The sequence below is a fragment of the Pseudomonas sp. SORT22 genome (genome assembly GCF_018417635.1).
Classification (GTDB): Bacteria; Pseudomonadota; Gammaproteobacteria; order Pseudomonadales; family Pseudomonadaceae; genus Aquipseudomonas.
In genome coordinates, this window is record NZ_CP071007.1 from 2783277 (window position 1) to 2803398 (window position 20122).

The following is a 20122-nucleotide window of genomic DNA, read 5'->3' on the forward strand; positions in this document are numbered from 1 at the left end:
GGTACTGGGCCTGAATCCGTTGGCGCTGGCGATTGCTGCAGAGAACGGCAACGGCACGCTGCAACTGGGCAACATCGAGATCATCGGCAAGGACAGCGCCAGCAGCGTGACCGCACCCGGGGTCACCACCATCGGCAAGATGCCGCTCAAGCTGCGCGAGACGCCGCAGTCGGTGAGTGTGATCGACCACGAACGCATCGAGCAGCAGAACCTGTTCAGCCTCGACGAGGTGATGCAGCAAGCCACTGGCGTCACCGTGCAGCCGTTCCAGCTGCTGACCACCGCTTATTACGTACGTGGCTTCAAGGTCAACTCGTTCGAACTCGACGGCGTGCCGGCCTTGCTCGGCGACACCGCCAGCTCACCGCAGGACATGGCGGTGTACGAACGGGTCGAGATCCTGCGGGGCTCCAACGGCTTGCTGCACGGCAGTGGCAACCCGGCAGCCACGGTCAACCTGGTGCGCAAACGCCCGCAAAAAGAGTTTGCCGCCAGCACCACCTTGAGCGGTGGCAGTTGGGACCGTTACCGCGGCGAGGTCGATGTCGGCGGGCCGTTGACCGAGTCTGGCAATGTGCGCGGGCGCATGGTCGCCGCCTACGAGGACCGCGACTATTTCTACGACATCGGCAAGCAAGACACTCAGCTGCTGTACGGCATCAGCGAGTTCGACCTGAGCCCGGACACCCTGCTGACCCTGGGCGCGCAGTACCAGACCATCGACTCGGTGACCAACATGGCTGGTGTGCCGATGGCCAAGGACGGCTCGAGCCTGAACCTGCCGCGCTCCACTTACCTGGATGTCGACTGGGACCGCTTCAAGTGGACCACGCGCCGGGTGTTCGGCTCGCTCGAGCAGCAACTGGACTACGGCTGGAAAGCCAAGGTCGCCGCCGAATACCAGGACGCCGACTCCAGCCTGCGTTATGCCGGCGCCTACGGTGCGATTGACCCCGTCACCGGTGACGGCGGCCGTCTGATGGGCGCGGCGTACAAGTTCGAAAGCACCCAGAAGAGCGTCGATGCCTCGGTCAACGGGCCGTTCTCACTGTTCGGCCGCAGCCATGAACTGCTGCTGGGCAGCAACTACAGCCAGGGTGAAACCGAGCAGCGCACGGCGGACTTCACCACGTCGTTGAACGTGCCGGTCAACGTCTATCGCTGGGACCCGCACAGCGTGCCCAAGCCGGGTATCGGCGCCTACACATCGCCGGGTTCGACCACCACCACCTCCAAGGGTGTCTACGCGCTGACCCGCTTCAAGCTGCTCGATCCGCTGACCCTGGTGGTCGGTGCCCGGGCCAGCTGGTGGGACCAGGATGCACCGAGCGATCACTTCAAGCCCGGGCGCGAGATCACCCCGTACGGCGGGCTGATCTGGGACTTCGCCCAGGACTGGTCGTGGTACGCCAGTTACGCCGAGGTGTTCCAGCCGCAAACCGGGCAGACCTGGAGCGGCGACCTGCTCAAGCCAGTGGAAGGCAAGACCTACGAGACCGGGGTCAAGGGCGAGTTGCTGGAGGGCCGCCTGAACGTGTCGCTGGCGGCGTTCCGCATCGACCTGGAGAACAATCCGCAGGTCGACCCGGAACACCCCGGCGCCGGCCCCAACACCTACTACATCAGCGGCGGCAAGGTGCGCAGCCAGGGCTTCGAGCTGGAAAGCACCGGCTATATTACCCCGGACTGGAGCCTGTTCGCCGGCTACACCTACACCACCACCGAATACCTCAAGGACACCCGCAGCAACTCCGGCGAGCGCTATGCCGAGTTCACCCCGCGGCACATGCTGCGGTTGTGGAGCCAGTACGAGCTGCCTTGGCAGGAGCGGCGCTGGAGCGTCGGTGCCGGGGTGCAGGCGCAGAGTGATTTCTCTGCGCAGTCGGGCGCCGTATCGATGCAGCAGGGCGGCTATGTGTTGCTCAATGCACGGGTTGCCTATCGCATTGACGAGCACTGGACGGCCTCGCTCAACGGCAACAACCTGGCCGACCGCAAGTATTACCAGAGCCTTTCCAACCCCAACTGGAACAACCGCTACGGGGAGCCGCGCAGCCTCAACATGACCCTGCGAGGCACGTTCTGATGGCAGCCCCGGGCCTTGGGCCATGGTGGCTGCGCATCAGCCTGGCGCTGGCCGGCAGCGTGCTCAGCAGCCTGCAACTGGCGGTGCTGCTGGCCCGCCACTACCCCTTGGGCGACGGGCTTGAGCGGCTTTATGCGGCGATCTTTCTCGGCCTGGGGTTTCTCGTCACGGTGCTGTTGTGGGCGCTGCTGGCGCCGGACTGCAAGCGCGTGGTCTACCGCTCCAGCGCCTGGTTGCTGCTGTTCAGCCCTTGCCTGGCATGGGCAGGAGCCGGGTCATGATGGGCGCACCGCGGGCGCTGGTGCAGCGCGTGCATGCCGGTGCCGGCGGCGTGTTCGGCGTGCTGCTGTTGGTGATTCTGCTCAGCGGCGCCTGGAGCATGGCCCATGAGGACCTGCGCAGCTGGTTTCGCGGCCCGGCAGCCTTGGCGCCAGGGCCGCTGTTGCCCTTGGCGCAATGGCTGCCGGTGGCCAGCCGCCACGGCCTGGCGCCCGAGGCGTTGCAGATTCGCCTGCCCGACGGCGAGCGCGCGGTGGTCGAGCTGTGCGCGCCTGCCAAGCCGTGTAACCTGGCCCTGGACCCGGCCACTGGCCGGGAGCTGGCGGCAGAGAACGCCGCCGATATCCTCTTCAACCTGCACAAAAGCCTGTTTGCCGGCTTCCCCGGGCGGGTGCTGATCAGCCTGCTGGGGGTGGTGCTGTTGCTGATGATCTGGGCCGGCAGCGTGCTGCACAGTGGCCGCTTGCAGGACCTCACGCGCTTGCGCCGTGACCGTGGCCCGCGGCTGCTGGCCCACGACCTGCACAGCCTGATCGGCCGCTGGGCCGGGCCGTGGCTGCTGTTGTTCGGGGTTACCGGGGCGATGTCCGGCCTTGGCGCCCTGGGTACCCTGACCCTGGCCGGGCAGGCGTTTCCCGGGGCCCCGCAACAGGCGTTCATGCAGCTGCTGGGCGCACCACCGCAGGTCGATCCGCAGGCGGCGCCGGCCCAGCCGTTCGATCTCGATCAACTGCTGAGCAACGACGCGGCGGTGCACCCGGGCTTCACCGCCCAGAGCGTCACCCTGCATCACTGGGGCGAGCCCGGAGCCTGGCTGGAAGTGGCCGGCATCGAGTCCGGCCTGCCCAGCACCGCAGTGTTCGAACGCCATGCCTACCGCGGCGATGACGGTAAGCCGCTGGCCACCAGCAGTGCCAGTGGCCGAGGCTTCTGGCTGCAGGCGTTTATCGCGGTGCAACCGCTGCACTTTGCCGATTATCGCTGGCTACCCCACGCCGGGCCGCTGTTGCGCGTCGTGCATTTCAGCATGGCCCTGGGCGCCGCAGTGCTGGTGCTCAGCGGCCTGTACCTGTGGCTGGAGCGCCGGCGGCTGAAGGGCGGGGCAGGCTGGCAAGTGCTGCTGCGCCTGGTGGTCGGTGGCGGCGGCGGGTTGCTGGCGGCCAGCGCCGTGCTGCTGTGCGCCGGGGCGCTGGCCAACCTCGGGCTGTTGCCGCGCAGTTCACTGACGGCGTGGTTCTGGGGCTGCTGGATCGCCAGCCTGCTGCTGGCCGCGCTGATGCCGCCGCAGCGCCAACCGCTACGCCTGCTGTTGAGCGTGGCCGGCCTGGCCTTCCTGAGTGCTGGCGCCTTGCACCTGGCTGGCAGCCTGGTGCACGCCAACCTGAGCCTATGGCCGATTGACCTGGTGCTGTTGCTCGTGGGCGCCAGTGCCCTGTGGGCGGTGCGCCGCCTGACTGTTTTTTCGCGTACGGCACGGGCTGCCGACGCCAACGCTATCTGAATGGAGACTCGCATGCTGGATCTGTTGAAACACTGGCGCATGGTGCTGACCTTCGCCCTGTTGTACCTGTCCCAGGGCATCTGCTTCGGCATCGCCATGGACGCCTTGCCAACCCTGCTGCGCCACGACGGCGCGGCCCTCGATGCCCTGGCCTTCCTGCCATTGGTGGGCCTGCCGTGGGTGGTGAAATTCATCTGGGCGCCGCAGGTCGACAACCACTGGAGCCCGCGCCTGGGGCGGCGGCGCAGCTGGATCATACCGATGCAGATCCTTGTGCTGCTGTGCCTGGTGACCCTGGCGAGCATCGGCCTGAGTGTCGATACCGCCGGCTGGGCCGTGGGCCTGCTGATCCTCGCTTCGTTCGCCAGCGCCACCCAGGACATCGCCACCGACGGCATGGCCGCCGAGTATTTCAGCGACAACATGCTCGCGCGGATCAACGCCATCCAGGTCGGCGGCACCATGTTCGGCTTCTTCGTCGGCGGCGCCGGGGCGCTGCTGCTCAGTGGCCACTTCGGGCAAACCACGGCCTTCGGCCTGTTGGCCCTGGTGCCCTTGGCGAGCCTGTGCTGCGTAGCCTGGCTGCACGTGGCACCGGCGAAAGAGAAACAACCCGACGTCGCCCACGCCAGCCTGTTGCGCTTTATCAAACGGCCCGGGGCGCTGTCGCTGGTGGTGCTGGCATTGCTCTCGGCGATGACCGCGGTGTCTGGCTTCGGCCTGTCGAAACTGTTCCTCAACGATGCTGGCTGGTCGTTGCAGGCCATCGGCCAACTGGGCATGAGCGGCGGCGTGGTGACCATCGTGCTCGGTTGCGGCGGCGGTGCCTGGCTGATCCGTGTGCTGGGCTTGTGGCCGGCGTTCATGCTGGCGGTGGCCATGGCCGGGGTGGCGGCGCTGGTCTGGCTGCTGCAGGCAAGCGGGCTAGTGGCGCCCCGGGTCGAGTTGATCTGGCTGGCGGTGGGGCTGGGCTCGTTTGCCACCGGCGCGACCTCAGTGGCAATCATGACCGCCTCGATGGCGTTTGCCGGGCAAAGCGACCAGGCCGGCACCGACATGACCGCCGTGCAAAGCACCCGCGACCTTGGCGAAATGCTGTCGTCCTCGCTGTTGCTGGGACTGACCGCGCAGGTCGGTTACAGCGGCGGGTTCCTCACCGGGGCGCTGATGGCGGTGGTGGCGCTGCTGGTGGCGCTGAATTTGGCGCGGTATCGGGTTATTGCGCAGTAGGGGGGGGCGTGCGCTCGAGCACGCTCTTTCGGTGAAGCTGGGTTCGTTGGACATCTTCGGTTCTGAAGATGGGCTGTTTCGTTGATGGTGCTGGCAGATTGCTGCTATGTTGGAGCGCTGGGAACCCCCTCTCACGCGCTGCTGGGACAGCCGGTTTTTTGTTAAGGCGAAAGGTCTATGTTAAGAGTCGGCGATTTTAATGAGTTCTGCTCATTGAAAAGAGTTTTTGTTGACGGGAAAATCGAAAAGCTCAAGCTGAATAATTTCTTGACCCGCGTTGATCTGAAGATCATGGCGGAGGATGACTGTCTGGTTTTTCTCGATGATAGTTTTTTAGGGTTGTGGGGCGAGGGGGTTCTTTTTACAAAAAATTATCTGGTGTATAACCTGCTGGGCGAGCGCGGGCATATTCCGCTTTGCAGTATTTCAACTATCGAATTCGTGGGTTCGGATGTGGTCATAAACGCATCGCTCGCGTTGACCTTCAGGAAAATCCCTCTGGGATTGGTTTTTGATGTTTTCAGGGTGGTGTATGCCTCGTTGAAAAGGAATGATGCATCCCTCATTGATGTGCGTAATCATGTTGGCGGAAGAGGAATTCTCAGCAATATTTCGCTGAAAGATGAGGTGGTAGGTTTTTTCCTTTTTGTTAAGGCAAATCAAAATAAAGAGAAGATTGTAGCGCTTATAGGTGAGCATAACTTCAAGGACAAGGAGCATATTCGCGAGTTCATTGTGCATGATGATAACTTGAAGGCGCTGTCATCGGCCCTGGTAGGGTGTTCGGGGCTGGAGGGCGATGTGCTCGCAAAAACCACCGATTTCTTTTACATGGCGTTCAAATACTATTCGTCATTTTTCTATGATGAGTTGAACTATTACAAAGAAGATTTGGCGCGGGCCGAAGCCCGGGAGCTGGAACTGCAGCGCACGGAAGATCTTGCAAGAAGTAAAGCAAAGGCCGAAGCGCAAGCAGCAGTCAAGGCTTCAAGGGTATGCTCATTTATCAATGTGTTCGCCGTCAAGGGCGAACCTGCGTCGGATTTCATGGACGCCTTTTTGTCAGTGGTGAATGGCTATTCCAGAAAATACCAGATGAACGAATCTGCGTATTGGTTTGTCTTCACTGCCCATCTTGATTTTTATCTTTACACCCTGGCGACCCGCAAGCTGTTGCAAGCGTCTGGGCTGAACCAGGTTTTCCTTGCGCCCTTTGTCTTTTTGCTTGAGGGTAACAAGGATCGAATGCAGGAACTGTCGGGCTTGATGAATGACGAGGTGGTCAAGGATGCGCTGGTGAGCATGTTTATCCTGATGGCTAACCAGAAGGCCGGGAATAAAGAAGGTAGCTTTAATTTTCTCTATGAGAAGATCCTGCTGTGTGAAAAAGATATATCGGAAGGCGAATTCATGCAGGGCCTTAACGTTGTCAAGCAAATAACTGAAAGGCTGGTGCTTGAGGTTTTGCGACCTGAGATGGAACGGTCCGCAGGAATAGATAATTTGTTCTGATGGATTACCCCTCGCAAGCGGGGGGGGGCGCTTGCATGCTATTTACCCTGATTTTTGCGAGATTCCGAAACCGGCACCGAGGATTGCCCCGCGATTCGCTTGACCAGCGCCGCATGACTGCTGGCTTGGTCGCTGCGGGAAATGACCTGGATGACCGCCATGCGCTCGCCGGAGCCTGCGATAAAGGTGCTGTTCAAGGTTTTGCCGCCGCCCAGGGTCGCCGTGCTGTCGATTTGTCGCACGCCAAGGCCGTTGCGGTTCAGGCGCGCTTCGCCGGTTTGTCGAAAGTCTGGCAGCCCGGCACTCTGGCGTTCGACGAAACCGCTGACGGCGCCGTCGAGGAAGGCGTCGTCGTTGTCACCTGGGCGCGACGCTTCGGGGAGCGGTTTTTCGACCACCATGACCACGCGCTTTTCCTGCGCATTGGCATACAGGGTGCCCACGGCGCCGGCGCCTTCGCTGCTCTGTTCGTCGGCGCTCAAGGGGCTGGCGATGAAGCCTGCCGGCAGGGTGAAGCTGAACTTGCCGCCGAGCACCGCGACCTTTACTTCAGCTTTCGTCTGGCTGCCGGCTTTGCTCGCGGCATGCAGATTCGGTAGCGCCAACAGGCCGACAACGGCCAGGGTCAGCGTCAGGGCGGTTCTGTGGAAAGTCGTCATACAGCCTCTCGTGGGGCGCGGGGCAGGGCGGGGTGGCTATGCTCACATAAACCTGCGTGCTCGGTAAGCCCCGGGTTAGCCGTCGGCCAGACGGTCATGGCAGATCGCCTTGCGGGGGCTATCGTTGCTTGTCTAAACAGCAACTACCGACCGAGGGCGGTGCTATGAACACCAGTGATCTACTCGAACAGCTACTTCGCGCCGGGCAGGGCTCGCAAGCGCAACAAGGGAGCAGCGGCAGGTCCGCGCAAGACGGCCTGGGCGGTCTGGGCGGCTTGCTGGGCGGTCTGCTGGGCGGCGGCAGTGCATCGGCGGGCAATGCTGGCCTGGGAGGTTTACTGGGCGGCCTGTTGGGGGGCAGCGCGGGTGGCGCTAGCCAGGGGCGCTCCGCCGGAGGCACCAATTACGCGGCCCTGGCGTCGTTGGGCATGATGGCGTTCCAGGCCTATCAAAGCTGGCAGCGCAGCCAGGCGGCGGCCCCGCAACAGGCGCTGCGTACGGTCGATCAATTGTCCGGCGCCGAGGCCGAGGGCCACAGTCATGCAATCTTGCGCGCGCTGATTGCGGCAGCCAAGGCTGACGGTCGTATCGATGAGCAAGAACAAGCGTTGATTTACGCTGAAATCAAACGTCACACCAACGACCCGCAACTGCAGCAATGGCTGGATGAGGAAGTCAGCAAGCCACTGGATGCTGGCGAGGTGGCGCAGTCGGCCCAGGACCCAGGCATGGCCGCGGAAATGTACCTGGCCAGCGTAATGCTGGTGGATGACCAGCAGGACGCAGAGCGGGCCTACCTTGACGAACTGGCCGGCGCGCTGCAGATCGATCCGGCCTTGCAGGTGCACCTGGAACAGCAGGCCAAGGGAAACGCCTGACGCCGCTCAACTGATGAAGATGATCTTCGACACCAGCTCTGCGCTGTTCTTGGCCTGAAGCTTCTTCATCAGCCGGGCGCGGTGGACTTCCACGGTGCGGTGGGAGATCCCCAGCTTGCGCGCCACTTCCTTGCAGGTCAGGCCGTTGACGATATGCAGCGAGATCTCGCGTTCGCGCGGGGTCAGCTGGATGGTCGGCGCCGGCTGGCGGTCCAGGCGCTCGAAATGCCAGACCATCAGTTTGAACGGGTCCTCGACCGTCAGCGAAAAGCCGTGGGCCCGGGCCCAGAACACCTCGCCATTACGATGCTGCATGAAGCGCTCGTCGGAGTAGAAGGCGCCGGGGCCGTTGCGCAGCCAGTGCTCGCTGCGTTCGCCGATGCTCTGGTAGTCGGCGTGGGAGGGGTACAGCAACAGGGTCAGGTTGCCTTGCAAATGCTCGCGCTCGTAGCCGAACAGGCGCTCAAAGGCCTGGTTGCAGTCGAGCATGCGCCGATGGCCGGTGATCATCTGCGGCGCGGGGGAAACCTGGAAGGCCAGGCGCTCAAGGTCCTGGAAGTGCGGGGCGTCTTCGATCATCGGGCGTCCTGCCTCGGGTTTGTCGGTGTGCACCGGGTTGGCGGACACTACTTACTGGCGTAAGTAGTTGCCCCAACTAGCGTGGGATTCGGGCGCTGAATCATTGTATGGAATACGCGCTTCAAGGACAGAAGAAAATCACCATGACACACGATTCCGTATCCATCGTCGCGGCTGCCCACAGCCCTTTTGGTCGCCTGGATGGCCTCAACCTCGAAGACCTGATCGTCAAGGTCACCCGCGAAGCCCTGGCAGACGCCGAGATCGACGCCGGTGAGATCGACGCGCTGTTTCTCGGGCACTTCAACTCAGGCCTGGTGGCCGATGGCTTTCCTGCCTCGCTGATGCTTCAGGCCGACCCGCAACTGCGCTTCAAGCCCGCCACCCGCTGCGAGAACGCCTGCGCCTCGGGCTCGGCGGCGATCCAGGCCGGCATCAACGCGATTCGCAGCGGCGCCGCCGACCTGGTGCTGGTGGTCGGCGCCGAGAAAATGACCGGCAACAGCACCGTCGAAGTCACCCGCGCCCTGGCCGGTGCCGGCTACCAGAACGCCATGCAGGAGGCCGGCCTGAGCTTCGCCCAGCTGTTTGGCCAGGTGGCCCAGCAGTATGCCGAGCGCTACCACAGCCCGTTGGCCTCGATGGCCGCGATTGCGGTAAAGAACCACGCCAATGCCATGGCCAACCCGTTGGCGCAGATGCACCGGCTGATGGATTTCGAACACTGCAACAATGTTTCCTCGGGCAACCCGCTGATCGCACCGCCCCTGCGCCTGACCGACTGCTCGCTGATCAGTGACGGCGCGGCGGCGATCATCCTCGCCTCGCCGCAGCGTGCACGTTCGATGCGCCGCCAGGTGGCGATTCGTGCCATGGTCCAGGTCAACGACTTCCTGCCGCTGTCGCGCCGCGATGTGCTGGCCTTCGAGGGGCCGCAGCGGGCGATTCAGGGTGCCTTGCGCGAAGCCGGGGTGACCCTAGGCGACCTGAACTTTGCCGAGGTCCACGACTGCTTCACCATCGCCGAGTTGCTGATTTACGAAGCCATGGGCCTGGTCCCCCGCGGTGAAGGCCATCGCGCCCTCGACGACGGTATCGTGCGCCAGGGCGGGCGCCTGCCGGTCAATCTGTCGGGTGGGCTCAAGGCCAAGGGCCATCCAGTGGGCGCCACCGGGGTTTCGATGCATGCCCTGGGCTTTGCCCAGCTGACCGGCGAACCCATCGGCCTGGGCGTACCCGGCGCCGAGTTCGGCTTGCTGTTCAACATGGGCGGCATGGCTGTGGCCAACTACGCCAGTGTCCTGCAAGCGGTCAAGGCCTGAGGATGAACATCGCCCATTGGCTGCGCGATGCGGCCCAGCGCTGGCCGCAGCGCCCGGCGTTGTTCGAGGGGCAGCGCCAGGTTGCCGACTACCAGGCGTTCGCCGCCCAGGCCCGGGCCCGCGCCGTGCAACTGCGCGAGCAATACGGCATTGCACCGGGCGAGCGGGTGGCGCTGTTGATGAAGAACAGCTGCCGCTATCTCGAACTGCTGTACGCCATCTGGTGGAGCGGCGCGGTGGCGGTGCCGATCAACAGCAAGCTGCACGCCCTGGAAGCCGCCTGGATTGCCGCCAATGCCGGCGCCCGGCTGGTCTACACAGATGACGGCCAGGTGTTCGCCAGCAGCGCTTTGCCGAGCGGCTGCCAAGAACTGGCGGCGCACACGCCGAGCCCGCAAGGCCCCTTGGCGGATGAGCAACTGCCCGAGCCGTACCCGCGCCAGGACAGCGACCTGGCCTGGCTGTTCTACACCTCCGGCACCACCGGGCGCTCCAAGGGCGTGATGCTGTCCCATGGCAATTTGATCGCCATGTCCCTGTGCTATCCACTGGACGTCGATGCGGTGGCCGCTGGTGACGCGGTGGTGTACGCCGCGCCGATGTCCCATGGCGCCGGCCTGTACAACTTCATTCATGTGCGCTGTGGCGCCCGCCATGTGGTGCCGGCCTCGCGCGGCTTCCAGGCGGCGGAGCTGTTTGAGCTTGCGCAGCAACTGGGCCAGGTCAGCCTGTTTGCCGCGCCGACCATGGTCAAGCGCATGGTCGACCGGGCGCGCCTGCAGGGGTATGCCGGCGAAGGCATCAAGACCATCGTCTACGGTGGCGGGCCAATGTACCTGGCCGATCTTGCCCAGGCCCTGGACACCTTCGGCCCGCGCCTGGTGCAGATCTACGGCCAGGGCGAATGCCCGATGACCATCAGCGCGCTGTCGCGCCAGGCCATCGCCGATCGCGGGCACGCCGACTGGGCGCAGATCGCCGCCTCGGTGGGGCGTGCCCACGCCTGCGTCGAGGTGCGCGTGGTGGATGCCCAAGGCCAGCCGGTGGCCGCGGGCGAGCCGGGGCAGATCGTGGTGCGCGGGCCAGTAGTGATGCTGGGCTACTGGGACAACCCGCAAGCCACCCAAGAGGCCCTGGTAAACGGCTGGCTGCTGACGGGCGACATTGGCTTTTTCAACCAGCAGGGCTACCTGACCCTCACCGATCGCTGCAAGGATGTGATCATCTCCGGCGGCAGCAACATCTACCCACGCGAAGTCGAGGAAGTGCTGATGCAGCACCCCGAAGTGTTCGAGGTGTGCGTGGTCGGCGAGGCCGATGCCGAATGGGGCGAATCGGTGGTAGCCTTCGTGGCCTTGCGTTCACCCGATAGCCTCGATGCGCAGGCCCTCAACCAGTGGTTTCTGGCGCGCATGGCCTCGTTCAAAAAACCGAAAAAGTTCGTCTTTTGCCCCGAGCTGCCGAAGAACAGCTATGGCAAGATTCTCAAGACCCGCTTGCGCCAGTGGCTACAGGAGCCTTCGCAGCCTCTGATCAACCTCTGAAGCGCGGTATTTCATGGATAGCACTACGACAGGAGTCCCCACTATGGGTGTGCCAGCTTCCAACCCCCAGCGCCAGCGGCGCCGGGCCTTTATCGGCGCCACCTCCGGCCACTTGATCGAGTGGTACGACTATGGCGTCTACGGCTTTCTCGCCGTGTACATCGGCAAGGCGTTTTTTGTTTCTGACGACCCCACCAGCAGCCTGCTGGCAAGTTTTGCCGCCTTTGCCCTGAGCTTCTTCATCCGGCCCCTGGGCGGGCTGTTCTTCGGCCCCCTGGCCGACAAGATCGGCCGGCGCAAAACCCTGATCACCGTGCTGGTGATGATGGCCGGCTCGACCTTCCTGCTCGGCCTGTTGCCAACCTACGCCAGCATCGGCATCGCCGCGCCGATAATCCTCGTGTTGATCCGCTGCGTGCAGGGCTTCTCGGCCGGTGGCGAGATCGGCACCATCACCAGCTTCATTTCCGAATACGCCGGCCCCGGCCGCCGCGGCTTTGCCACCTGTTGGCTGATGGTCACCGCGGTGCTCGGCCTGCTGCTGGGCGGCGCCGTGGCCAATGGCATGACCTGGGCCCTGGGCGCCGAGCTGATGCAGGAGTGGGGCTGGCGTATTCCGTTCCTGGTGGCCGGCCCACTGGGCTTCATCTCGATGTACATCCGCCTCAAGCTTGAAGACAGCCCGGAGTTCCTCGCCCTGGTCGAGGCCGGGCAGACCTCCAAGGCGCCGCTGCGCGAGGTCTGGCAGTGGAAGCGGGCGATTGCCCTGGTGTTCTTCATCATCACCCTGCACAGCTCGATCTTCTACCTGGTGCTGACCTTCGCCTCGACCTACATGTCCAACACCCTCAAGTTCGACAGCGGCACCACCTTGCTCTACGTCTTCGTCGCCAGCCTCTCGGCGGCGCTGGTGATGCCGCTGGGCGGCGCCTTCACCGACCGTTACGGGCGCAAGCCGTTCTTGCTGGTGATCGGCACCCTGGCAACCCTGGCCATGTACTGGTTCTTCAAGACCGCGCCGGGCGCCACGCCTGCGACCCTGTTCTGGCCGCTGATGGCCGTGGCGATTTTGTTCGGTTTGTACGCGTCCTCGACCTACGCCTTGATGAGCGAGTTGCTGCCCACCCGCATCCGCTCCACCGGCATCGCCGTGGCCTACAACATTCCGGTGGCGGTGTTCGGCGGCAGTGCGCCGCTGATTTCTACCTGGCTGATCAAGCTGACCGGCGACATCACTGCGCCCTGGTATTTCTATGTGGGCACCGGGGTGGCGTCGCTGCTGGCGCTGGTGGTGTTGCGCAAGGAGGATTTTGTCGCGGGTGGGCATGCGGTTGGCAAGGAGGAGGGGGTGCCTGTTTTAGTCTGAGCGGGTTATCGATCCGTTTACTGCTTAAAATCAGTTTCTCGCGAACCACGTGGGCAGCCACTAATTTGCAGGGTTCATGGCCAACTGCTATTAGTTGTTAAAGCCTGCTAGGAGCGAGTCATGGCCAGAGCACTCATGCTTCATCAGATTCCCCTATCGTTTTTCGTTAAAGGCGGGGGAATCGCCATAAGCATGGCATGTTGTGTTCTGGCGATCAGCCCAGCTTACGCTGCCGAGGGATCGCTGCAGACCCGTGTAGTCTGGCAGTCAACGTGCCCCAGTGACCCTCCCCCTCCCATCGTGAAAGACAGTGATCGGTCCGGAGTGATCGCCCTGATTGCTGCAGCTATGGCCCCGAAGCTGATAGAGGGGGCAGTTGATATGGCTGCCGAGGCATTGAAGGCTGCTGGTCAAACAAAGACTACGGCATCGACAGCGAAATCCGCGGACTATTTTTATAAAGTCAGCCAAGAGGCTGACATACTCAGCCGAACAAACTGCCTAGTGGTTGTTCGTGGTGAATTTGAGCCGAAGTCGATAACCCGGCATGAGTTTGCAGCCAAAGTCGAGGCGTTCCACGGCTTAACGAAATTACATTTTTACTACGAAGCAAAACTTAATCGCCTGAGAGGACTGCAGTACTTTCAGCTGACGCCAAACTATCTGGAGGTAACCGAGTTTGACCATTGGCGATTATTTGGTACCAGGAAACGCGACTTCATCGTCGCCGTTACCTTGACCGTTCCTGGGGGCGCTGCGCCGTTTGGTTCCGCTGAGATGACGTTCAAGGACATTCGTCGGGGCGAGAAAATAAAGGCAGGCGATTGGCGCCTGAGCTCAGCGTCGACGCTTCCCATTGCATTCCCACCAGCGTCCGCAGATGCCACTAAGGCTAAGGAAAAACAGGAAGCCAGGGTGGCTCGCTATTTGTTGGCGCTCGATATTCTAAACCCCAAGGACCCAACACCTTCTCAGCCGGAAAGTGTCTACCTGGACAAACGTGTTGTCGCGGCGGTCGATACGTACTGTGCGGCCATGAGCGCCCAGAACCTCAAGCTGGGTAAAGACCATCAGTTGCATGATGATCGATGCAATTACTCATTGACGGCTGATCGTGAACGCCTGGACAACGCCATTGAGGCTGCCAACTCAAATAAACACCGCAAAAAGTGGGCTGGAACGGTGTGTGATTATAGACCCGCGCGCACAGCCGATAAAAAACCCGCTACGTGTGAAAGCATGGGCGAAGACGTTGATCTTGAAGACAAGGTCTTCACCTACTTTGTAACGCAGCTAACGTTAAGTGAGACCAGTGAGGGAAGCAAGTTCGCGTTGTATCTGGGCAATGCCCTATCCTCTTCAAAGGAAGAGGTAAGTACGGTGCTTAAAGGCTATTTACCTAAATCTGCAGACGCTAAAGATGCGGATAAAGCATCCCGGCGAGCGGCGCGCGAAGATGCTTTGCTTGCCGACCTCGAAGTGCAGAAGGCAGAGGAAGCCCTGGCTGATGCGTTGCTTCCCGAAACCCCTGTGGCGGTGGACGTTACGTCGGCTCGAATTGCGTTGCTGAAGGCCAAGATTGCTGCTAACGAAGCACATCGCAAAGCGGGAACCAGTGTTCCATTTCCGTTGATACCTGGCGTGTAGGTCTGCGCTAATGAACTGCGTTCGAGCGTGGGCCGTGATTGCCGTTGTCGCACTGGCGACGGTTGGCTATGGCAACACATCGGCAGGAGCGTTGAAACAGATCAGCGACGAATTAAAAGCCTGGATAGAAAAATACGCTGAGCCGACGATCTATAACGGTAAGCCGGTCAAAATTGAGTTTTCGCCCTGGCAGGTTGCGCTGCTGCAGTTTGGTGCAGCCGATACCAGGTCTGCAGTCGTCTGTGGTGGGGTGTCGATTGATTCGGTTTGGGTATTAACAGCTGCACACTGCTTTTTCGATCCGACCACAAAAAGTAGAAAGCCGGATTCGAAGTTTTATGTGGGGTACAACGCTGACGACCTTACAAAAGCTGTTGCGAAGGTCAAGATAAAGAGAGTGGTGGTGAATGAGAAGTATGATCCCAGGGGGAAAGAATTTGATGTGGCATTAGTTCGCTTGGACACACCCATACCGGTGCGAGGATTTATGCGCTTGCCCAGTCAGGCAGAGGCGACGGCCCTGATCAAGCCGGGGACGCGCCTAACGACCACCGGCTGGGGCTTGACCGAGGCTGGCGTTAAATCAAATCTGCTGTTGGAAGTTGAGGTGCCGGTTGTAGGCTTTAGTGATTGCAGCAAGCATTACAACGCTACATTACCGGCAAATGCTATTTGTGCGGGAGAACAGGGTAAAGATGCGTGCTCGTGGGACAGTGGTGGGCCACTTTTCAAGCGGGCTGAAGATGGGCAGTCAGTCCAGATTGGAATTGTCAGCTACGGCAATGTGTGTGGACGCGAGTCGCCGGGGGTTTATACGCCTGTAGCTGCGCATCTCGACTGGATTGCGAAAACACGTTCTGCAAAATGATTGACCACGCACTATGCGCTGTCTGCCTCGGGCGCACGCAACGCCTTGCTGTAGTAGCCGGACGAATCGAAACAGCACACCTGCTTCTTGCCGGATGCAAGCATATCGCAGGCATCGCTTATGCGTTTTGCCCGGGTCTTGAGTTGCTTGGCTGACGTGATCCAGTGGATCCAGTCGACGCGTGCGAGGGTGGTCGTACTGTTCCAGACTTCACGCGCCTCGCCAGCGCTGGCCAGGGCCTGCTGAAAGTCGGCCGGGATGTCGGGCTCGGGCTCCTTCTTCACCGGGGTCAGCTCCAGTGTAACGACATCCCCCACGGCCGCGCCTGCGGCTTCGAGCAAGGCGCTGTCTACCTGCAGCCAATGGCTCAGTTGGCCATCGGGCTCAAGCGTTGCCTGGAAAGGCTGCCCGTTGATGGTGCCGTCAACGCTGGTCCGGCCGCGCCTGGGAAGCTGTTCGCTTGCCTCTCTTGGCAGGACGACGAACGCCCACGAGGCATCGTCGCCAGGCTTTGCCGGGCGCAGAAGCTTTGCTTTGAAGCGGGATTTAGCAGCGATTGTTGTCATTGCCACGCCTTCCTATCCACTCACTGTCGCGTTTGAACGCGACAGTGAGAATAGATTCAGTACAGAAGGTCTAGCTATTGGCCACGGGTCTGTCCAGCGGCTAGGCGGGTTGGGCTGCCAGGCGATTGCTGACGTTACGCCCCAGCACCAGCACCGTGACGAAACCGCAGCCCACCAGGGCCGTGGCCAGGCTCAGCAGCACCGAGCTGCCCAGCTGGTCGACGATCTGCCCGCCGAAGAACGAGCCCAGCGCGATGATCACCTGGAACATGGCGACAAACAGGGGCATGCCGCGTTCGACATCCTTGGGTGCGACCACAAACATCCAGATGCTGGCACAGGCCGGGAAGGCGCCGAAGGCGAAGCCCCAGAGCGCGATCAGCAGCGCTGCGCCGGTCATGCCGGTGGCGAAGTAGGGGAACAGCGCGGTGCTGATGGCGATCATCAGGGCGACCAGCATCAGGGTGTGACGCACGCTGCGGTTGGCGGCGAAACCGGCAAAGATATTGCCCGCCACCCCGGCCACACCATACAGCAGCAACAGTGAGCCAATGGTCGGTCCATCGAAGCCGGCACTCTGTTTGAAGAACGGTGCGACGTAGGTGTAGGCGGCAAAATGCGCCAGGCCAATCAGCAATACCGCAATCAAGCCAACCCGGGCCTGTGGATTGATAAACAGGGCCGGCAGGTCACTGATGCGAATGGCCTTGTCGGGATTGAGCCGCGGCAGCAGGAAGACCTGCGCCAGCAGCACCGGCACGCCGACCAGCGCAGTGACCAGGAAGGTCATGCGCCAGCCCATCAAGCCACTGAGCCAGGTGCCGACGGGCACGCCCAGCACGGTGGCCAGGGTCACACCGACCATGATGATCGAAGTGGCCTGGGCCACGCCCACGCCCTTGGGCGCCAGGCGGCCGCTGAGGGCAATGGCCGTCGCCCAGAAACCGCCGATACTCACGCCTAGCAGAACGCGGCCGAACAGCAGCAGACTGAAGTCGCTGGCGTAGGCCACCACAGCGTTGGCGATGATCATGATCAGCGTCAGGCCGATCAGCAGATAACGCCGGTCCAGCGCGCCAATGCCCACCGACAGCAAGGGCGCGGCGAGGGCGGCCATTATACCGGGCAGGGTAACCATCAGCCCGGCCTGGCCGGCACTGATGCCCAGGTCGCTGGCGACATCGTTGAGCACGCCCACCGGCAGAAACTCACTGGTTACCAGGGCGAAGGCACCCACGGCGACCGAGAGAATCGCCAGCCACTGCTGCTTGACGCTCTGTTGATTATGTTCGGGAAGGCCGTGACGGCCTTGGCTTGCGCTTGGCATGGTGCGGGGTTCCAAGGGGGGATATCGCCTGGGGCAGGCGAGGGGAGCGGGGGAAATCTGCAGGCGATTATAGGGGGTGGTTGTGGCAAGCAGACAGCTGGGGTACTCGATAGTAATCATCAGTGTGATTGATGAGGGCGTCGTTCAGGCAAGGCTTGGCCTTGTACTCACTCGGGTTGCGAGTGCGTTGAACAGTTGGCGCAGGTTCTGAAGTGCTTTCAGAGGCTGTCCGGATCGCCGAAGAACATTTGAATCCGCGACCGCAACCACCGCTCCCCCGGATCATTGTCCTGCGACCCGCGCCAGGCCATGTGCAGTTCGAAGGTCTGCACCTCGAGCGGCGGGTCTTCGGCGCGCAGGCCGCCGGCGGCGGTCAGCACTTCGGCGGTGTAGTCGGGGACGGTGGCGATGATGTCGGTGCCGGTCAGCAGGCTGCCCAGGCCGTTGAACTGCGGTACGGCAAGGACCACGTGGCGCTTGCGCCCGACCTTTTCCAGGGTTTCGTCCATGAACCCGCCCAGGTCGCCAGCAAACGACACCAGGGCATGGGGGCGGGCGCAGAAGTCGTCGAGGCTCAGGCTCCCGGGCATGCTGTCGGCACGCAGGACCTTGGGCTTGCTGCGTCGCAGCACCTTGCGCTTGGCGTTGGCCGGCAGGTCGTTGGTCCAGCTCACGCCGACCGAGATTTCTCCCGAGGCCAGCAATGCCGGCATCAGCAGGTAGTTGACCCGGCGCACCACCAGGACGATGCCCGGGGCTTCGGCGCGCACGCGCTTGAGCAGTTGCGGCAGCAGGGCGAATTCGGCATCGTCCGACAGGCCGATGCGAAACACCGCGGTGCTGGTCGCCGGGTCAAAATCCGCTGCGCGGCTGACTGCGGTGGAGATCGAGTCCAGCGCCGGCGACAGCAGGGCGAAGATCTCCACCGCCCGCGCCGAGGGTTCCATGCTGCGCCCGGTGCGCACGAACAACGGGTCGTCGAACAGGTTGCGCAGGCGCGACAGGGCGGCGCTGATGGCCGGCTGGCCGAGGAAGAGTTTTTCCGCCGCGCGGGTCACGCTACGCTCGTGCATCAGGGTCTCGAAGACGATCAGCAGGTTCAGGTCGACGCGGCGCAAGTCGTTACGGTTCATCGGCTCGGCTTCACAAGGCGGATGGGGCAGGGGTGAATCTTACGGGTAAAGGCTGCTACCCTGCACCGCATAATTTGATGGACGCTGCATTACCATCAATCAATGACAAGCATGTTGACTATTAATGGCCACTGATGGTCTAACCGTCAAAGCCCGGATAGAGTTCAGGGCATTAGAGGTTCAATTGGCGAGGTTTGCGATGTCCCGCATGATCCGTTTCCACAAGTTCGGCCCGGCCGAGGTGCTCAAGATCGAAGAGCAGGCCCCGGCGCAACCGGCGGCTGGCGAGGTGCAGATTCGCGTTGAAGCGATCGGCATCAGCTGGTACGACGTGCTCTGGCGGCAGAACCTGGCGCCGTCCCAGGCGCGTCTGCCTGCCGGTATCGGACACGAGATGGCGGGTGTGGTTACAGCCGTGGGCGAAGGTGTCGATGACCTGGCGGTCGGCGACAAGGTTGCCAGCTTTCCGGCCAGCAGTGCCAACGAGCATCCGGTGTACGGCGAAGTCATCGTCATGCCGCGCAATGCCCTGACCCGTTACCCCGAGATTCTCTCGCCGGTCGAGGCCAGCGTGCACTACACGCCGCTGCTGATCGCCTACTTTGCCTTCGTCGACCTGGCGCGGGCCAAGGCCGGGCAAACCGCGCTGATCACCGACGCCAGCCACTGCGCAGGCCCGGCCTTCGTGCAACTGGGCAAGGCCCTGGGCCTTAAGGTGTTTGCCGCGACCAAAGAGGCCGAGCAGCGCGACTACCTGATCAAGCTCGGCGCCGACAAGGTGATCGTCACCGAAGAGCAGGACCTGCTCATGCAGATCAACAAGTACACCGACAACCGCGGTGTCGATATGGTCCTCGACGGCCTTGGCGGGCCGCAGATGGCCTTGCTCGGTGATGCCCTGGCACCGCGTGGCAGCCTGGTGCTGTATGGCCTGCAAGGCGGCAACCAGACGCCGTTCCCGGCCTGTGCGGCGTTCCAGAAGAACATCCAGTTCTTCGTGCATTGCGTCGGCAACTTCACCGGCAAGCCGGAGCTGGGCATCAGCCAGGACCAGGTGGCGCTGCAGCGTGCCCTGCGCGATATCAACCAGTTCACCGCCGACAAGCTGCTGACGCCGCTGATCATCAAGACCTACCCGTTCGAGAAGGTGGTCGAGGCGCACCGCTACATGGACGAATGCCCGTGCGGTGGCCGGCTGGTGCTGGACTTGTCGCAGGCGGAGTAAACGCAGCACGACTGTCCATCACGGCAAAAGCCCGAGCATTGACTCGGGCTTTTTTGTGGGTATTTCCCAGGGTTGTTTAGGATATTTCCGAGGTAACTTTGCCTGCTGGCGCTTGCCTGCTTGCGCTATGTTTGTGCAATAGGAAAAAGCACAGGCAGCCTGTCTGATTATCGGTATTGTCGAAGATGAATCTGAATGGTTTTTTTACCGTGATCTGTATCTTTTATTCGCGGGGCAACGCCCGATAATAGTTCTTCAATAGTCGTCTCACGGAGCGAGGCATGATGGGTCGTAAGCCAGGGGTTAAAGGCGCTGTGCTGCCGGACTGGGGGAGGGGAGAACGATGGTGAGCAAGAGCTTCTGAAGTTATTTCCGTAGGAAGTTGTAGGAAGTTTCTGAG

At 62.1% G+C, this 20122-nt stretch carries 16 protein-coding genes and 1 pseudogene; 12 read left to right on the plus strand and 5 right to left on the minus strand.

The features are described 5' to 3' along the window. Nucleotides 1-109 precede the first annotated feature (109 nt). The 5 genes and pseudogenes from JYG36_RS12810 to JYG36_RS12830 all read left to right on the plus strand — a co-directional run. Nucleotides 110-2086: pseudogene (locus JYG36_RS12810) on the plus strand (TonB-dependent siderophore receptor); the annotation flags it as partial. Continuing rightward, on the plus strand, nt 2086-2367 hold the full coding sequence (locus tag JYG36_RS12815; protein WP_213604266.1) for a hypothetical protein: 282 nt from the start codon (nt 2086-2088) through the stop codon (nt 2365-2367). The pseudogene JYG36_RS12810 and the gene JYG36_RS12815, both read left to right, overlap by 1 nt. Further along, complete coding sequence (locus JYG36_RS12820; protein WP_213604268.1) at nt 2364-3866, plus strand: PepSY-associated TM helix domain-containing protein; 1503 nt, start codon at nt 2364-2366, stop codon at nt 3864-3866. Before JYG36_RS12815 ends, JYG36_RS12820 begins: the two co-directional genes overlap by 4 nt. 12 nt (nt 3867-3878) lie before the next feature. Further along, complete coding sequence (locus JYG36_RS12825) at nt 3879-5096, plus strand: RhtX/FptX family siderophore transporter (protein WP_213604270.1); 1218 nt, start codon at nt 3879-3881, stop codon at nt 5094-5096. Nucleotides 5097-5273: 177 nt separating this feature from the next. Next, nucleotides 5274-6608, plus strand: a complete 1335-nt coding sequence (locus JYG36_RS12830; RefSeq protein WP_213604272.1) for a hypothetical protein — start codon at nt 5274-5276, stop codon at nt 6606-6608. 38 nt (nt 6609-6646) lie between these two features. Here JYG36_RS12830 and JYG36_RS12835 read toward each other — a convergent pair whose 3' ends face one another. Then, nucleotides 6647-7267: a DcrB/PsbP domain-containing protein gene (locus JYG36_RS12835; protein WP_213604275.1), complete on the minus strand. Its 621-nt coding sequence runs from the start codon at nt 7265-7267 to the stop codon at nt 6647-6649. 164 nt (nt 7268-7431) lie between these two features. Between JYG36_RS12835 and JYG36_RS12840 the strand changes: the two genes are divergently transcribed. After that, entirely contained in the window at nt 7432-8145 is a 714-nt protein-coding gene (locus tag JYG36_RS12840) for a tellurite resistance TerB family protein (RefSeq protein WP_213604278.1), read from the plus strand. Between the two features lie 6 nt (nt 8146-8151). On the opposite strand, the gene JYG36_RS12845 is transcribed toward JYG36_RS12840, so the two are convergent. Then, complete coding sequence (locus tag JYG36_RS12845; protein ID WP_213604280.1) at nt 8152-8724, minus strand: LuxR C-terminal-related transcriptional regulator; 573 nt, start codon at nt 8722-8724, stop codon at nt 8152-8154. A 143-nt stretch (nt 8725-8867) separates the two neighbouring features. Here JYG36_RS12845 and JYG36_RS12850 point away from each other — a divergent pair, with 143 nt between their 5' ends. From JYG36_RS12850 to JYG36_RS12870, 5 genes are all read left to right on the plus strand, one after another. Continuing rightward, nucleotides 8868-10046 (plus strand): acetyl-CoA acetyltransferase, encoded by a 1179-nt coding sequence (locus JYG36_RS12850; RefSeq protein WP_045198156.1) that lies wholly within the window; start codon nt 8868-8870, stop codon nt 10044-10046. A gap of 2 nt (nt 10047-10048) precedes the next feature. Beyond that, nucleotides 10049-11590, plus strand: a complete 1542-nt coding sequence (locus JYG36_RS12855; protein WP_213604281.1) for a class I adenylate-forming enzyme family protein — start codon at nt 10049-10051, stop codon at nt 11588-11590. 43 nt (nt 11591-11633) lie between these two features. Then, nucleotides 11634-12956, plus strand: coding sequence for an MFS transporter (locus JYG36_RS12860; RefSeq protein WP_213604282.1), 1323 nt, complete (start codon nt 11634-11636; stop codon nt 12954-12956). Nucleotides 12957-13076: 120 nt separating this feature from the next. Further along, a complete protein-coding gene (locus JYG36_RS12865) occupies nt 13077-14603 on the plus strand; it encodes a hypothetical protein (protein ID WP_213604283.1) in 1527 nt (508 codons plus the stop codon). Between the two features lie 34 nt (nt 14604-14637). Further along, complete coding sequence (locus tag JYG36_RS12870) at nt 14638-15471, plus strand: serine protease (RefSeq protein WP_176794250.1); 834 nt, start codon at nt 14638-14640, stop codon at nt 15469-15471. Between the two features lie 11 nt (nt 15472-15482). Here JYG36_RS12870 and JYG36_RS12875 read toward each other — a convergent pair whose 3' ends face one another. The 3 genes from JYG36_RS12875 to JYG36_RS12885 all read right to left on the minus strand — a co-directional run bounded on the left by JYG36_RS12875 (nt 15483) and on the right by JYG36_RS12885 (nt 18497). Continuing rightward, nucleotides 15483-16037 (minus strand): YdeI/OmpD-associated family protein, encoded by a 555-nt coding sequence (locus tag JYG36_RS12875; RefSeq protein ID WP_213604284.1) that lies wholly within the window; start codon nt 16035-16037, stop codon nt 15483-15485. A 100-nt stretch (nt 16038-16137) separates the two neighbouring features. Next, nucleotides 16138-17364 (minus strand): MFS transporter, encoded by a 1227-nt coding sequence (locus JYG36_RS12880; protein WP_093382059.1) that lies wholly within the window; start codon nt 17362-17364, stop codon nt 16138-16140. Between the two features lie 218 nt (nt 17365-17582). Then, nucleotides 17583-18497, minus strand: a complete 915-nt coding sequence (locus JYG36_RS12885; protein ID WP_093382064.1) for a LysR family transcriptional regulator — start codon at nt 18495-18497, stop codon at nt 17583-17585. Between the two features lie 199 nt (nt 18498-18696). On the opposite strand from JYG36_RS12885, the gene JYG36_RS12890 reads away from it, so the two are divergent. After that, nucleotides 18697-19722, plus strand: coding sequence for a zinc-dependent alcohol dehydrogenase family protein (locus tag JYG36_RS12890; protein ID WP_213604285.1), 1026 nt, complete (start codon nt 18697-18699; stop codon nt 19720-19722). Nucleotides 19723-20122: the final 400 nt, after the last annotated feature.

Excerpts from the sequence above, each read along its gene's own strand:
- JYG36_RS12815 (WP_213604266.1), top strand. The coding sequence starts at position 2,086 with ATGGCAGCCCCGGGCCTTGGGCCATGGTGGCTGCGCATCAGCCTGGCG.
- JYG36_RS12830 (WP_213604272.1), top strand. The coding sequence starts at position 5,274 with ATGTTAAGAGTCGGCGATTTTAATGAGTTCTGCTCATTGAAAAGAGTT.
- JYG36_RS12865 (WP_213604283.1), top strand. The coding sequence starts at position 13,077 with ATGGCCAGAGCACTCATGCTTCATCAGATTCCCCTATCGTTTTTCGTT.
- JYG36_RS12825 (WP_213604270.1), top strand. The coding sequence starts at position 3,879 with ATGCTGGATCTGTTGAAACACTGGCGCATGGTGCTGACCTTCGCCCTG.
- JYG36_RS12855 (WP_213604281.1), top strand. The coding sequence starts at position 10,049 with ATGAACATCGCCCATTGGCTGCGCGATGCGGCCCAGCGCTGGCCGCAG.
- JYG36_RS12890 (WP_213604285.1), top strand. The coding sequence starts at position 18,697 with ATGTCCCGCATGATCCGTTTCCACAAGTTCGGCCCGGCCGAGGTGCTC.
- JYG36_RS12845 (WP_213604280.1), bottom strand. The coding sequence starts at position 8,724 with ATGATCGAAGACGCCCCGCACTTCCAGGACCTTGAGCGCCTGGCCTTC.
- JYG36_RS12875 (WP_213604284.1), bottom strand. The coding sequence starts at position 16,037 with ATGACAACAATCGCTGCTAAATCCCGCTTCAAAGCAAAGCTTCTGCGC.
- JYG36_RS12820 (WP_213604268.1), top strand. The coding sequence starts at position 2,364 with ATGATGGGCGCACCGCGGGCGCTGGTGCAGCGCGTGCATGCCGGTGCC.
- JYG36_RS12850 (WP_045198156.1), top strand. The coding sequence starts at position 8,868 with ATGACACACGATTCCGTATCCATCGTCGCGGCTGCCCACAGCCCTTTT.
- JYG36_RS12840 (WP_213604278.1), top strand. The coding sequence starts at position 7,432 with ATGAACACCAGTGATCTACTCGAACAGCTACTTCGCGCCGGGCAGGGC.
- JYG36_RS12835 (WP_213604275.1), bottom strand. The coding sequence starts at position 7,267 with ATGACGACTTTCCACAGAACCGCCCTGACGCTGACCCTGGCCGTTGTC.
- JYG36_RS12880 (WP_093382059.1), bottom strand. The coding sequence starts at position 17,364 with ATGCCAAGCGCAAGCCAAGGCCGTCACGGCCTTCCCGAACATAATCAA.
- JYG36_RS12860 (WP_213604282.1), top strand. The coding sequence starts at position 11,634 with ATGGGTGTGCCAGCTTCCAACCCCCAGCGCCAGCGGCGCCGGGCCTTT.
- JYG36_RS12885 (WP_093382064.1), bottom strand. The coding sequence starts at position 18,497 with ATGAACCGTAACGACTTGCGCCGCGTCGACCTGAACCTGCTGATCGTC.